Source organism: Streptomyces sp. MNU89 (genome assembly GCF_020982505.1).
GTDB classification, from domain to species: domain Bacteria; phylum Actinomycetota; class Actinomycetes; order Streptomycetales; family Streptomycetaceae; genus Streptomyces; species Streptomyces xinghaiensis.
The window spans coordinates 4,674,224-4,687,079 of record NZ_JAJKLL010000001.1 but is presented as its reverse complement, the minus strand read 5'-3'; the positions used below and the strand labels follow the sequence as shown (position 1 = coordinate 4,687,079).

Sequence of the window (12,856 nt, the reverse complement as noted above, 5' to 3'; positions counted from 1 at the left end):
CGGTCGAGAGCTTGTTCAGGGGAAATGCCTACGCCAACTGCCTCGAACTGCCCGTCGGTCGGGCGGGGACCCGCAGCCCTCGTCTGCGACGGGACCCCGCCCAGTCCTCGGACCACCTGCGTGGGGGACCGATCAGTGGTCCGAGGAGCTTCCAATGTCGCCGCTTTCATAGCCGTCCTTGTCGTTCCGCGTCGCACCCCGTCGCCCTGGGCGCGAGCACGGCGATCCCGGCTTTCCCCGGCAACCCGTGGCGACTTGTGGTGCGCATGTGACGTCTCTCCCCCCGGGAGTTCTCCGCCGAAGCGCTGAGCGGGCCTTCCGCTTGCTCCGGCCGCCCCCGTCCGGCCTGCGCTTCCCCCACAGTTACGGAGGCCGCGGCGGAGCTGCTCAAACCCCGGCGGAAAAACTTTCGCCGGCCGCGGGCGCGGGCAGGATACCCGCCGAAGCTCGGCCGTTTCGGGGTGAGTTGGTCAACTCTGTCCGGATGCCGTGACGTTGGCGGCGGTGGCGGCCGGTGAGGAGGAGGACCGGGCCGCGGCGGACGGCCGGGACCTCCGGGCCGTCGAGCGGCGGCGGTGACGGGCGACCCGCTCCCGGTTCCCGCAGATCTCGCTGGAACACCAGCGCCGGCGGCGGCCCCGGGAGGTGTCGAGATAGACCCGGGAGCAGGAGTCGCCCTCGCACTCCCGCAGCCGGCCCCGGGCCACGGGGTCGGTGAGCAGCCGTATGGCGTCGCGCGCGACATCGGAGAGGAGCGCCGCGCAGCCGGGGCCCCCGGCGAGGGCGCGGACGAGGGTGCCGTCCCGGCCGGGTACGGCGCGGATGACGGAGGGCGCGGGGGCGGCGAGGGCGTTCAGCCGGTCCAGGTCCCGGCCGAGGGAAGGGGGCGGAGCCGGGGCCGGGGGTTCCGGCCGGGTCCGCCGGAGCGCCGTCCAACTGGGCGCGGACCAGGCGGCGGAGGAGCTCCCGCAGTTCACGGAACCGGTCGAGCCAGTCCTGGTCGGCGGCGAGCGCGGTGCCCGGCGGGACCAGCCCGGACCGGACCAGCCAGACCCCCAGCCGCTCGGGCCCGTCGAGGCGCTCCGCCCGGTCCCCCGGTCCGCGCGGAGGCCCGGCGGCCGTGGCCACCAGATCGAGACAGAGCCGGCCGGTGTCGAATCTCGGGTCGCCGGAGGCCGCCGCCATGGTCCGGTCACTCCTTCGGAGCGTGCCGTGCGCCCGCGTGCGCACAGTGGGGGATGTCCTCCCCCCAGAGTGCCCGCCCGGGGCCCTCAAGCACAGGCGTGCGACGGGACCCGTCGGACGGGTGGCGGGCCGTGACGGCTCGGAGGCCCCGTACGGGAGCGGGGAGCGGGTACGGGCGACCGGTGCGCCGGGGCCGGCCGCGCCCCGTCGCGGGGCGGCCGTCAGCCGTACTGACGGGGGCGGTCGAACCAGGTGCTGGAGGGCCGCAGGCAGAGCAGCACCAGCGCGGGGGTGGCGAAGAACAGCGCCCAGCCCAGACCGCCCGGATCGCCGTTCCCGGCCTGTCCCAGACCGAACAGGATCATCAGCGACGTGAAGACGATGGCAGTGATCCGCACTCCGCCGCCCCCGCTGTTGAAGCGGAGCGCGCAGACGAAGGCGCCGATGAGCGGGAGAATCGAGCCGATCATCCGGCCCGAGGCCTCGGCGCCCCGGAGCGACGAGACGACCACGACGCCGACGACCGCCAGGCCCATGGCGACGAAGAGGATCACCTGGGCGGCGCGGAGCACGCCGGGCATGGTCAGGGGCACGGGTACGGCGGCGTACGGCTGAGCCGGGTAGCCGGGGTGTCCCGGGTAGCCGGGCTGCCCCGGACCCGAATGACCCGGCTGCCCCGGATAACCCGGCGGCGGCCCGGGGACGGGGCCGTACCCGGCAGGCGGGCTCTGCGGACAGGGCGCGGGGCCGCCGGGATACGGAGCCGGGCCGCCGGGATACGGCGACGCGGCCCCGGGTGCGGGCGGGACCGGCGGAACGTGACCCCGGCCGTATCCCTGCCCCTGGTGGTGGTCCGGTGGACCGGCGGGTGGCTGCTGATGCGACATGGCTTGAGCTTAGAACGCGGCCGCCCGCCACCACCGGGCCGTCCCGGAGGTCGAGGGCTCCGCCCCGGAGGTCAAGGGCCTTCGTTCTCGCCGTACTTGGAGTCGGACGCGGTGTCCAGCGCCAGCCGGTAGCCGCGCTTGACCACCGTCTGGATCAGCTTGGGCGTGCCCAGCGCCGTACGGAGCCGCGCCATCGCCGTCTCCACGGCGTGCTCGTCGCGGCCCGCCCCCGGCAGCGCGCGCAGCAGTTCGGCCCGGGAGACCACCCAGCCCGGGCGGCGGGCCAGCGCCCGCAGCAGCGCCATGCCCGCGGGCGGCACGGCGCGCAACTCGCCGTCGACCAGGGCGGCGTGCCCCCGGATGTCGAGCCGGTGACCCGCGACCGGCAGCACACCGGCCCGGGCCGGGAGTTCCCGGCAGAGCAGCTGCACCAGCGGGCCGAGCCGGAAGCGTTCCGGGCGCACGGCCTGGATGCCGTGCTCCAGCAGCGGCATCGCCGTCACCGGTCCCACGCAGGCGGCCAGCACGTCGTGGCGGAGCGCTTCCAGCAGAGGCTCCAGCAGGCCCCGGTCGCGGGCGCGTTCGAGCAGTCCGGCGGCGGCGGGCGCGCTGGTGAAGGTGACGGCGTCCAGGGAGCGGGCGACCGTGGCGTCCAGCAGCCGGTCGACGGGGCCGATGTCCTCCGGCGGGAGCCAGCGGTAGACGGGCACGCCGACGACCTCGGCGCCCGCCTCGCGCAGCGCCTCCACGAAGCCGGGCAGCGGCTCGCCGTGCAGTTGTACGGCCAGCCGGCGGTCCGCGACGCCCTCGGCGAGCAGCCGGTCCAGGACCTCCGCCATCGACTCCGAGGCCGGCGACCAGGTCTCGGTCAGCCCGGCGGCGCGGATGGCGCCGCGCACCTTGGGCCCGCGGGCGAGGAGTTCCACCCCGCGCAGCCGGGCGGTCAGCTCCTCGCCGAGCCCCCAGCCGTCGGCGGCCTCGATCCAGCCGCGGAAGCCGATGGCCGTGGTGGCGACGACGATGTCCGGGGCGTCGGCGATCAGGTCCTTGGTGGCGGCGAGCAGTTCGGTGTCGTCCGGCAGCGGCACGATGCGGATGGCGGGGGCGTGCAGCACGGTGGCGCCCCGGCGCTCCAGCAGCGCGCCCAGTTCCTCGGCGCGCCGGGCGGCGGTGATGCCGACGGTGAAACCGGCCAGCGGGCCGGGGGCGGGCGGGGAGCCGGGCGGTCCCTGGGGCGGTGCGGTACCGGCGGCCGTGGGGGCGGGCCCGGGGCGTCCGGCTCCGGGCCGCCCGGGCGGCCGGGGGCCGGCGGTGAGGGCTGCGGGGTCGGGTCCTGCATGGGGTCTGCCTCGCTCAGCTGGGAGTTCCTGCTCGGTCCGGTCGGCCTGGGCGGGGCCTCCGCCGCCCGGTCCGTCGGCGCGCGGCGGACGGCCGGGCCGTACCCCCATCTTCCCAAGCCCCGGTGTCCTTGTCGGTTCGGCGGGATTTCCCCGGTGTTACGCGGGGACGGCGGTGCGCGCGGCCCGGGGCTGTCGCCGGACCGCGCGCACCGGGCTCACACCTCGGCGTAGACGGGCTGCCGCTGCGGCCGCTCCGCGTGGCCGGCCGGCTCCGTGGCGGCCGCCGGCTTGCGGAGGTATACGGCCCAGGTCACGGCGGAGCACACCACGTAGTAGCCGAGGAAGAAGACGAAGGCCGTGGTGCCGGACTGCGAGGTGAGGAAGGACTGGCGCAGGGCGAGGTTGATGCCGAGGCCGCCGAACGCTCCGATGGCGCCGATCAGCGACATGGAGGCGCCGGACAGCCGCCGGGCGTAGACGTCCGCCGCCTCGCCGGTGAGGCCCTTGGCCGTGGCCTTGGCCCGGTAGATGCCCGGGATCATCTTGTAGGTGGAGCCGTTGCCGATGCCGGTGAGGACGAACAGGACGATGAAGCCGCCGATGAACAGGGGCAGCGACGCCTGGAACGAGGCGGTGACGACCACGCCGACCGCCGCCGTCATCAGCGCGAAGTTCACCAGCGTGACCCGGGCGCCGCCGAGCCGGTCCGCCAGCTTCCCGCCGACCGGGCGGATCAGCGAGCCGAGGAGCGGGCCGATGAAGGTCAGCGAGGCGGCCTGCAGGGGCGTGCGGCCGAACTGGGCGGTGAGCACGAGTCCGAAGGCGAAGCTGTAGCCGATGAAGGAGCCGAAGGTGCCGATGTAGAGGAAGGACATGATCCAGGTGTGACGGTCCTTGACGGCTTCCCTGGCCGCTCCGCCGTCGTTCTTCACCGGGCCGAGGTTGTTCATGTAGAGCGCGCTGCACACGGTGGCCGCGATGATCAGCGGAATGTAGACGCCGAGCAGGACGCGCGGGTTGGCCGCGCCGGCGATCGCGATGATCAGCAGGCCCAGGAGCTGGACCACGGCGACGCCGATGTTGCCGCCGCCCGCGTTCATCCCCAGCGCCCAGCCCTTGAGACGCAGCGGGTAGAAGCTGTTGATGTTGGTCATCGAGGAGGCGAAGTTGGCGCCGCCGACCCCGGTGAGCACCGCGACCAGCATGAAGGTCGAGTACGAGGTGCCGGGCTCCATGACGATCAGCAGCGCGGTGGTGGGCACCAGCAGCATCGCCGCACTGAAGATCGTCCAGTTGCGGCCGCCGAACCGGGCGACCGCGAAGCCGTAGGGCACCCGCAGCGTCGCGCCGACCAGGCTGGCGACCGCCACCAGGAAGAACTTCCCGGCCGGGTCGACGCCGTACTCGGGCCCCATGAACAGGGCGAGGACGGAGAACATGCTCCACACCGAGAACCCGATGTGCTCGGACATCACCGAGAAGATCAGGTTCCGTTTGGCGATGTGCTTCCCCTCCGCCTCCCAGAACTGCTCGTTCTCGGGATCCCACCGCTCGATCCAGCGGCCTCCCTTGTGCGCGGTCGTCGCGGCAGTCATCACGCCTCCACAGGTTTCGGGAACCGGGCCGGTTCGAGCCGGCTCCGTGCGTCCGACGCTAGGGACGGCGCGTTTCACGGCCGTGGCGTCAGGTGACCGTCACGCAACCTTGCTCTCACCCGGCGGTCACGCTCCATGTGAGCGCCGGCGGCCGCGTCCCGGCGGTGGGCGCGGGCCGCCGCCCGGGGACGGCCGGTCAGCGGGACATGGCGGCTCCGTCCGCGTCCGGGAGCCATGACCCGGACGGCTTGACGAGCCACGCGTGTTCGGCTGCGAGCGCTGCCGCCGCCGTCCGCAGAGAACCCAGTCCCGGGTGACGGATTCCACGGCGCCACACCATCGCGACCGGTGACAGCGGCACGGGGTCCGTGAGCGGCCGCAGCACCGTGCCGGGCATCTCGATGAACTGGGATGTCGCGAGGACGGGCCGGCCCAGTTTGCCCATCACGCGGGTGAACTCGTCCCGGCCCCGGATCGGCGGCAGCGGCGGCGCGACGGCGATGCCCCGGCCCGCGAAGAGCTGCTCGGCGAGACCGGTCCACTCGGCGGTCGCGTCGTTGCCCGCCGCCGCGTAGACGGTCTCGCCGGCGAGCGCGTCCAGCGGGACCGCGGGCAGTGCCGCGAGCCGGTGGGCCGCGGGCAGCACCACGGCCATCGGCTCGTACCGCACGGGCTGATGGCCCAGACGGGCACGGACGGCCGGGTCGAGGCCGGCGATCCGGCCGAAGGACACGTCGAGCCGGCCCGCGAGGAGATCGGCCGCGGCACCGGTGAGCCCCGCGTGGCAGGAAGCGTAGAACTCCGGGCCGGCGGCCGGTGCGATCCGGCGGGCCTCCTCCAGGACCAGATTGCCGGTCGACACCCGCTCCCCGATGTCGACGAGCAGCGGCCGGTCCGCCTCCGCCTCGGAACAGGCGGCGATCAGGTCGTCGTGGGCCTCCAGCACGCGCCGCGCGTACGGCAGCAGGCGCTTCCCCGCGGCCGTCAGTTCGACGCTGCGCGTGGTGCGGACGAAGAGTTCGGTGCCGAGCACGCCTTCCAGCCGCCGGATGTCGCGGCTGAGCGCCTGCTGGGCGACATAGAGCCGGGCCGCGGCGCGGGTGAAGTGCAACTCGTCGGCGACGGCGGCGAAGGCGCGCAGCAGGCGGGGGTCGGTGTCCCGGGGCATCCGCACAGTTTGACAACGCGGGTGCGTGAATGCGAGCGAGAAAGTGTTGGACCCCGGCGGACGCCGGGCGCCACCGTGGCGGGGTGATCCTCTTCCTCGCCTCGCGCCCCGTGGTGCCCCGCCGGACGGCGTCCCGGCCGGGCATCCCTCCCACGCCCCGGGCCCGTACCGTTCCGGCCGGCGCCACGGTTCGGACCGGCGAAGCCGAGGGCCCGGAAACCGCCGGGGTGGTGATGGCGGGACGGGCGGGTCCGGGACGGGTGGGCGGCGGCGGGCCCCGGCCGGGCGGGCGGCGGTGCCGGCGTTCGGACCGGCGGCTCCGGCCCCGGACACCCAGGCGCGCCGGTGCGGAGGAGCGGAGGACGGCCCGGGCCGCTCTCCCCGTACCGGCGTCTCTTCGCCCCCTCCGGGGCGCTCGCCTTCACACTCGCGGCGTTCCCCGGGCGGCTGGCCACCTCCATGCTCGGGGTCTCCACGGTCGTCATGCTGGCCCTCGTCCGGGACTCCTACGCCCTGGCCGGTGCCGTCTCCGCGGTCAACGTCACCGTCACGGCCGTCACCGGCCCCCTGCTCGGGCGGCTGGTGGACCGGCTCGGGCAGACGAGGGTGGCCGTGCCCGCCACCCTCGTCTTCGCCCTGGGGACGGCCGCGATGCTGCTGTGCGTCCGGTACGACGCCCCGGTCTGGGCGCTGTTCCTGTGCTGCGCGGGCAACGCCGGTATTCCGAGCGTGGGTTCGATGACCCGGGCCCGGTGGGCGGCCCTGCACGGGGACGATGCCGAGGCCCGGCACACGGCCAACTCCTTCGAGCAGGTCGTCGACGAGCTGTGCTTCATGCTCGGCCCCGCGCTCGCGATGGTGCTGTGCACGGTGGTGTTCCCGGAGGCCGGGCTGCTGACCGCCGCCGTGCTCCTCACCGCCGGCATGCTGTTCTTCGCCGGCCGGCGCGGCACCGAGCCGCCCGTGCGGAAGCGGACGTCCGGCACGTCCCGGGGCCCGCTGCGGGCACCCGGCTTCCCTGCCCTCCTCCTCGTATTCGCGGCGACCGGCGCCCTCTTCGGCTCCCTGGAGGTCGCCACGGTCGCGGCCGTGCAGACGCTCGGCGGTGGCTCGGCGGCCGCCGGTCTCGTTCTGGCGCTCCAGGCGGCCGGCTCCGGGGTGGCGGGCCTGGCGTTCGGCGCCTTCCGGTTGTCGGGGTCCCCCGCCGTGCGGCTGGCCGCGGGGGTGGCGGCGATGACGGTCTGCACACTGCCGCTGACGGCCGCCGGGAGCCTGCCGCTGCTGGCCGTGCTGCTGTTCGTGGCGGGCATGGCCACGGCCCCGACGATGGTCACCGGGATGTCGCTGGTCCAGCGTCTCGTCCCGGACGGCCGGCTCAACGAGGGCATGACCACCGCCTACACCGGCCTGCTGACCGGCATCGCGGCGGGCGCGGCGGCGGGCGGGCAGTTCGTCGAACGGTGGGGCGCCCCCGGGGCCTACTGGGCCCCGGTCGCGGCCGGGACCCTGGCGCTGCTGGCCGCTCTGGCCGGACTCCCCCGGCTGCGGCGGGTGTGAGCGCCGTGCCGCGCACCGGTCCCGCGTGCCGGCCCGGCGCACCGGCTCAGGTGGCTATGTCCGGGTAGGGCAGCGAGATGTGCCGCATGGCTCTGCCGTAGGCCTTCTGGTACTCCAGCGGTCCGTGGTCGCGCTCGAACATCGCGATGAAGAGGGTGAGGGTCAGAAAGGGGTGCGCGCCCATCTCGAAGAGGGCCACGTGGTCGTGCTCGCGCAGCGCCCGGCGCTCCTCCTCGGTGAACGCCAACCAGGTGGTCCGCTCGTCCGGGACGCAGTTGAGCAGCTTGCCCGCCATCTCCCCCTCCCACCAGGTCACCAGCCCGGCGGGATCCTCGCGGTAGCGCTCCACCAGTTCGGGGTCGCGGTCGACGGTGTAGAGGAACTTGTCGAGCAGGTACTTGCTCATGCCGGGACTCCGTTCGGATACCAGGTGAAGTACGCCTCCATCGTGTGAAAGAGGTCGAGGGTGTCGACGTGATCGGCCTTGGCGCCCTCACCGGCCACGCCCATCATCAGCATGAAGTCCATGAACCCGTGGGTGGCGTTGCCCGGACGGTGAAGACTGTCGAGGGTCACTTCCGACAGGCAGCCCTCGATGTCGCTGTTGGCGATCCACTCGACCGCTTTCCGGTCGAACTCCGGGTCCGGGCCGTGCTCGCCGAACTGGCGGGGGCCGCCCAGTTCCAGGGAGAGGTGTCCGGTGCCGATGATCGCCACCCGCTTGTCCTCGGGCCAGGACTCCACCAGCCGGCGCAGTGTGCGGCCCAGTTGCACAAAGCGTCTGGGCTGCGGCAGCGGTGGCGCGAAGATGTTGGTGTAGATCGGGACGATGGGCAGATCCGCCTGCGGGCGCAGGGTGATGATCGGGCACGTGATGCTGTGGTCGATGCGCAGTTCGTTGCTGAACGCCAGGTCGAAGTCGGCGTCCAGGCCCTTGCGGAGGATGTGGGCGGCCAGCCGTTCCTCCCCGCGCAGCGTCATCCGCGGCAGCCCGAACTCCCGCTCCTCGTTGTGGAAGTTGGCGTCGAAGAACGGCGCCTTGCCCACCAGGAACTGCGGCATGTTGTCCAGCCACAACTGGTGGAAGTGGTCGCTGCCCACCATCACCAGGACATCGGGCCGTGCCCTGGTCAGGGTCTCCCGGAACGCCTCGATCTTGGCGACCCAGGCGTCGGCGAACGGCGGCCGGTCGTCGCCGGTGGCCGTACTGGCCCGGTAGTAGAAGGGGTGGTGGGTGGAGGCGATGACCGCGGCGACGGTGGCCATGGGCGTACTCCTCGGGTTCGGGGCGGCTCAGCGCGACGGGTCGGGGCCGGAATCGGCGGAGGGGGCGGTGTAGACCGCGTTGCGGTCGACGGTGAGGTAGGCGTCCATGCCGATGGGGCGGCGGCGTTCCTCGGCTATCTGCCCGAGGAGGCCGGCGGCCCGGGCCAGCAGGGCGAAGCCGCGCAGCAGTTCCACCGGCAGCCCCAGATCGGCCAGTGCCGCGCCGCACACCCCGGCACCGTTCAGCGGAAGCCTGCGGCCGAGCACCTGCTCGTGGACCCGGCCGATGGCCTCGAAAAGCCGCAGGTGGGGCCCGCGCAGCCCCTCCTCCTCCGCGATGCCGATCAGCACCGGGGTCCGCGGGTCCCGCGTCTTGTGGACGGGGTGCCCGAGGCCGGGGACGTACTGCCCGGCCTCGCGGGTCCGGGTGACCGCGGCCAGGGCGAGGGCGTCCCAGCCGGCGTCGTCCCCGGGGAGCGGGCCCTCATGCCGGTCGAGGACGTCGCGCAGATAGCCGCCGCAGTCCTCGGTGACGCCGAGGAACCGAGAGCCGCCGCCCAGCAGCCCGGCCGCGATCGCCCCCTGCAGCGAGTCCGGGGCCGAGAGATAGGTCAGCCGGGCCGCGATCGCCGTGGGGGTGAACCCGTGGTCGGCGAGGGCGACCAGCACCGCTTCGAAGACCCGTGTCTCCGAGGGTGTGGGGCGGCGCAGTGCGACCAGCCAGAAGGCCAGTTCGCCGAAGCCCACCTTGCCCATGAGGTCGGCGGAGAGGTCCTCCCCCAGGAGGCGGATCTCATCGGCCGTGGAGGTGCCGAGTGACGTCGGGAAGGCGGGGACGCCGTCGGTGCCGGTCATGCGGGGGACTCCTCGTCGGGGGCGGCCGCGCCGGCCGGTGCGGACAGCCAGTGGCGGATCTCGGCGCCGTGCTCGTCGAGGGACGGCGGCGGCAGCCGGTACTCGGGCGGTGTCTCGGAGAAGGTGATCGGATTCCGTACGGAGGGGACGGCCTCCGGGCCCTCGCCGGCCGTCACGACCGGGTCGAGCCCGACCTCGCGCGCGAATTCCACACCGCCGGCGATGGTGTTGATCGGCCCGCAGGGGACACCGGCCGCGATGATGTCGCGGAACCACTCCATCCGGGTACGGGTGCGGAGCCGTTCCACCAGCAGGGGGCGGAGTTCCGCCCGGTTGGCCGTGCGGTCCTCGTTGCGGCCGAACCGCGGGTCGTCGGCGAGCTCCGGAACGCCGAGGACCTCGGCCAGCCGGCGGAACTGGCCGTTGTTCCCGGCCGTGACGATCAGGTCGCCGTCCGAGCAGGGCAGCGGTTCGTAGGGGAAGAGGCTGGGATGGCTGTTGCCCATCCGGTGCGGGACGACGCCCCCGGCGACATGGGCGCTGGTCTGGTTGACCAGCCCCGACAGGGCCGAGGACAGCAGATTGACCTCCACGTGCTGGCCGCGGCCGCTGTCGCGGCGGGCGTGCAGGGCGGACAGCACGCCGATGGTGGCGTGCAGCCCCGCCATCACGTCGAAGACGGAGATGCCCGCACGGAACGGCGGGCCGTCCGGGTCCCCGGTGAGGCTCATCAGGCCGGAGATGGCCTGGACGATCAGGTCGTAGCCCGGCAGGGCGGCGCCTTCCGGGCCGCTGCCGAAGCCGCTGATCGAGGCGTAGACGACGGCCGGGTTGCCGGCGGCGACCGTGCCGTAGTCCAGTCCGAAGCGGGCCAGGCCGCCGGGCTTGAAGTTCTCGACGAACACATCGGCGCGCCGGGCGAGTTCGCGGGCCGCCGCGAGGTCACCGGGATCCTTGAGGTCGAGCACGATGGAGCGCTTGTTGCGGTTGATCCCCAGGTAGTACGTCGAGACGCCGTTCCGGACCGGTGGCTGCCAGGACCGGGTGTCGTCGCCGCCGGGGGCCTCGACCTTGACCACCTCCGCGCCGAGGTCGGCCAGGAGCATCGTCGCGTAGGGGCCGGCGAGGATCCGCGAGAAGTCGGCCACCAGCAGCCCCGAGAGGGGGCCGCGGCGGCGCTCTGTACCGGGCACGGCTGTTCTCCGATCTTCGGCGTATGACGCGTCCGATTTCGCTTGTCCGCTGCACGGACACTCGTCCGCTGAACTCCGGCCCAGTCTCGGCGCGGCCCCTCGGGGCTGTCAAGGGACGCACACGAACGGGTAGCGCGCGACGCCGGACTCTTGACAGGCCCCACTGGCCGTTCCACAGTGGCCGCACCAAGTCCGCGACCGGCATACGGACATTCGTCCGCCACTCCGGCCGACCCTGTGGAGGATGAGATGTCCCACCCCGAAGCCCAGGTGCCGGCGGCCGGCCGACCTGTGGTGTTCCGCGGCGGCACCGTGCTGACCATGGACGACGCCCGCTCCGTTCTGACCGGCGCGGACGTCCTGGTCGTGGACGATCGCGTCGCCGCGGTCGGCCGGGGCCTCGACGTCCCCGAGGGTTGCTGGGAGATCGACGCCCGCGGGGGCATCGTCATGCCGGGCATGATCGACACCCACCGGCACATGTGGCAGACCGCCATGCGCGGCTACGGCGCCGACTGGACGCTGACGCAGTACTTCGTCTGGTACTACCTGGAGCACGGCAGGGCCTTCCGCCCGGAGGACGTGTACGCCGGCAACCTGCTCTCCGCCTGGGAAGCGCTGGAGGCGGGGGTCACCACCACGGTCGACTGGTCCCACGGCTTGCGGACCGTGGACCACGCGGAGGCCGCCGTCGACGCCCTCCGGGCGGTCCCCGGCCGGTTCGTGCTCGCCTACGGCAACATCCACGCGGCGCCGTGGGAGTGGACCGCCGACCCCGCCGTCCGGTCCTTCCTCGACCGGAGCCGCACGGGGAAGGGCGACCTCCTCGGCTTCCAGCTCGCCTTCGACGTCACGGGCGATCCCGCCTTCCCGGAGAAGGCCGCCTTCGAGGCCGCCCGCGAGCTCGGACTCCCGGTCACCACCCACGCGGGGGTCTGGGGTGCCACCGACGACACGGGCATCCGCCTGATGCACGAGAACGGCTTCATGACCCCGGAGACCGTCTACGTCCACGCGGCGACGCTCACCACCGACGCCTACCACCGGATCGCCGCCACCGGCGGTTCCGTGTCCGTCTCCACCGAGTCCGAGCAGAGCGCCGGCCAGGGCTACCCGCCCACCTGGCAGGTCCGCCGGCACGGCATTCCGGTGTCACTGTCGATGGACACCAGCGTCTGGTGGAGCGGCGACCTCTTCACCGCGATGCGCACCACGCTCGGCGCCGACCGGTCACGCGAGCATCTGGAGGCCCATACGCGCGGCGACACGGTGACCCATGTCCATCTGCGGGCCGAGCAGGTGGTCGACTGGGCGACCCGGGGCGGCGCCCGCGCCCTGGGCCGGGACGACCTGGGCCGGCTGGAACCGGGAGCGAAGGCCGACGTCGTGCTGATCCGGAACGACGCCTCACCGGTCTCGTTCCCGCTGCTCAACCCCTACGGGCACGTGGCGTTCCAGGCGCAGCGCGGCGATGTGCACACCGTGCTGGTCGACGGCCGGGTGGTGAAGTACGCGCACCGGCTGGTCGGCGCCGATCTGCCGGCCGTGCGGCGCACCGCCGAGGCGACCGTGGAGCATCTGCGGTCGGCGCTGGGCGAGGAGGCGTGGGCCGCCGGCATGGACCCCGACCTGCCGGACGACGAGGTGCTGGACAACCCGTACCAGTACACCGCGTACAAGTCGGACTCCACGCGCGGCGCCCGGGGCACCGTGTTCGGTGAGCCGGACTCCGGTGGCTGAGCGGCCCCGGCGGCCGCCACCGGGTGCCCGTACCGTCCCGCCGAGGCCGTAGGCTCCCCCGGGACGGGCG

The 12,856-nt window shown here is 73.7% G+C and carries 10 protein-coding genes and 1 pseudogene; 2 read left to right on the top strand and 9 right to left on the bottom strand.

Translation table 11 applies throughout. From position 1 onward, the window contains the following. Nucleotides 1-557: 557 nt before the first annotated feature. The 5 genes and pseudogenes from E4N63_RS20095 to E4N63_RS20075 all read right to left on the bottom strand — a co-directional run. Nucleotides 558-1,185 (bottom strand): annotated as a pseudogene (locus tag E4N63_RS20095) (ABATE domain-containing protein); the annotation flags it as partial. A 221-nt stretch (nucleotides 1,186-1,406) separates the two neighbouring features. Then, on the bottom strand, nucleotides 1,407-1,778 hold the full coding sequence (locus E4N63_RS20090) for a hypothetical protein (RefSeq protein ID WP_230241353.1): 372 nt from the start codon (nucleotides 1,776-1,778) through the stop codon (nucleotides 1,407-1,409). Between the two features lie 365 nt (nucleotides 1,779-2,143). Further along, entirely contained in the window at nucleotides 2,144-3,520 is a 1,377-nt protein-coding gene (locus tag E4N63_RS20085; RefSeq protein ID WP_230241352.1) for a uroporphyrinogen-III synthase, read from the bottom strand. 107 nt (nucleotides 3,521-3,627) lie between these two features. After that, a complete protein-coding gene (locus tag E4N63_RS20080) occupies nucleotides 3,628-5,007 on the bottom strand; it encodes a NarK/NasA family nitrate transporter (protein WP_230241351.1) in 1,380 nt (459 codons plus the stop codon). A 196-nt stretch (nucleotides 5,008-5,203) separates the two neighbouring features. Further along, nucleotides 5,204-6,175: a LysR family transcriptional regulator gene (locus E4N63_RS20075; protein ID WP_230241350.1), complete on the bottom strand. Its 972-nt coding sequence runs from the start codon at nucleotides 6,173-6,175 to the stop codon at nucleotides 5,204-5,206. Nucleotides 6,176-6,520: 345 nt separating this feature from the next. Between E4N63_RS20075 and E4N63_RS20070 the strand changes: the two genes are divergently transcribed. Then, entirely contained in the window at nucleotides 6,521-7,732 is a 1,212-nt protein-coding gene (locus tag E4N63_RS20070; protein WP_230241349.1) for an MFS transporter, read from the top strand. A 46-nt stretch (nucleotides 7,733-7,778) separates the two neighbouring features. On the opposite strand, the gene E4N63_RS20065 is transcribed toward E4N63_RS20070, so the two are convergent. Genes E4N63_RS20065 through E4N63_RS20050 form a run of 4 tightly spaced genes read right to left on the bottom strand, consistent with a single transcriptional unit; the run spans nucleotide 7,779 to nucleotide 11,046 of the window. Then, nucleotides 7,779-8,138, bottom strand: a complete 360-nt coding sequence (locus E4N63_RS20065; RefSeq protein WP_043469739.1) for a hypothetical protein — start codon at nucleotides 8,136-8,138, stop codon at nucleotides 7,779-7,781. Next, complete coding sequence (locus E4N63_RS20060) at nucleotides 8,135-8,998, bottom strand: extradiol ring-cleavage dioxygenase (RefSeq protein ID WP_125625169.1); 864 nt, start codon at nucleotides 8,996-8,998, stop codon at nucleotides 8,135-8,137. The genes E4N63_RS20065 and E4N63_RS20060 overlap by 4 nt, the downstream gene beginning before the upstream one ends. A 27-nt stretch (nucleotides 8,999-9,025) precedes the next feature. Continuing rightward, nucleotides 9,026-9,853, bottom strand: coding sequence for a citryl-CoA lyase (locus E4N63_RS20055; protein ID WP_230241348.1), 828 nt, complete (start codon nucleotides 9,851-9,853; stop codon nucleotides 9,026-9,028). Further along, complete coding sequence (locus tag E4N63_RS20050; protein WP_230241347.1) at nucleotides 9,850-11,046, bottom strand: CaiB/BaiF CoA-transferase family protein; 1,197 nt, start codon at nucleotides 11,044-11,046, stop codon at nucleotides 9,850-9,852. Before E4N63_RS20050 ends, E4N63_RS20055 begins: the two co-directional genes overlap by 4 nt. A gap of 249 nt (nucleotides 11,047-11,295) precedes the next feature. Between E4N63_RS20050 and E4N63_RS20045 the strand changes: the two genes are divergently transcribed. Further along, nucleotides 11,296-12,786 (top strand): amidohydrolase family protein, encoded by a 1,491-nt coding sequence (locus E4N63_RS20045; RefSeq protein ID WP_230241346.1) that lies wholly within the window; start codon nucleotides 11,296-11,298, stop codon nucleotides 12,784-12,786. Nucleotides 12,787-12,856 lie beyond the last annotated feature (70 nt).

What these genes read in the sequence shown, in the direction of transcription:
- E4N63_RS20045 (WP_230241346.1), top strand. Translation starts at nt 11,296, where the DNA reads ATGTCCCACCCCGAAGCCCAGGTGCCGGCGGCCGGCCGACCTGTGGTG.
- E4N63_RS20075 (WP_230241350.1), bottom strand. Translation starts at nt 6,175, where the DNA reads ATGCCCCGGGACACCGACCCCCGCCTGCTGCGCGCCTTCGCCGCCGTC.
- E4N63_RS20085 (WP_230241352.1), bottom strand. Translation starts at nt 3,520, where the DNA reads ATGGGGGTACGGCCCGGCCGTCCGCCGCGCGCCGACGGACCGGGCGGC.
- E4N63_RS20080 (WP_230241351.1), bottom strand. Translation starts at nt 5,007, where the DNA reads ATGACTGCCGCGACGACCGCGCACAAGGGAGGCCGCTGGATCGAGCGG.
- E4N63_RS20060 (WP_125625169.1), bottom strand. Translation starts at nt 8,998, where the DNA reads ATGGCCACCGTCGCCGCGGTCATCGCCTCCACCCACCACCCCTTCTAC.
- E4N63_RS20055 (WP_230241348.1), bottom strand. Translation starts at nt 9,853, where the DNA reads ATGACCGGCACCGACGGCGTCCCCGCCTTCCCGACGTCACTCGGCACC.
- E4N63_RS20065 (WP_043469739.1), bottom strand. Translation starts at nt 8,138, where the DNA reads ATGAGCAAGTACCTGCTCGACAAGTTCCTCTACACCGTCGACCGCGAC.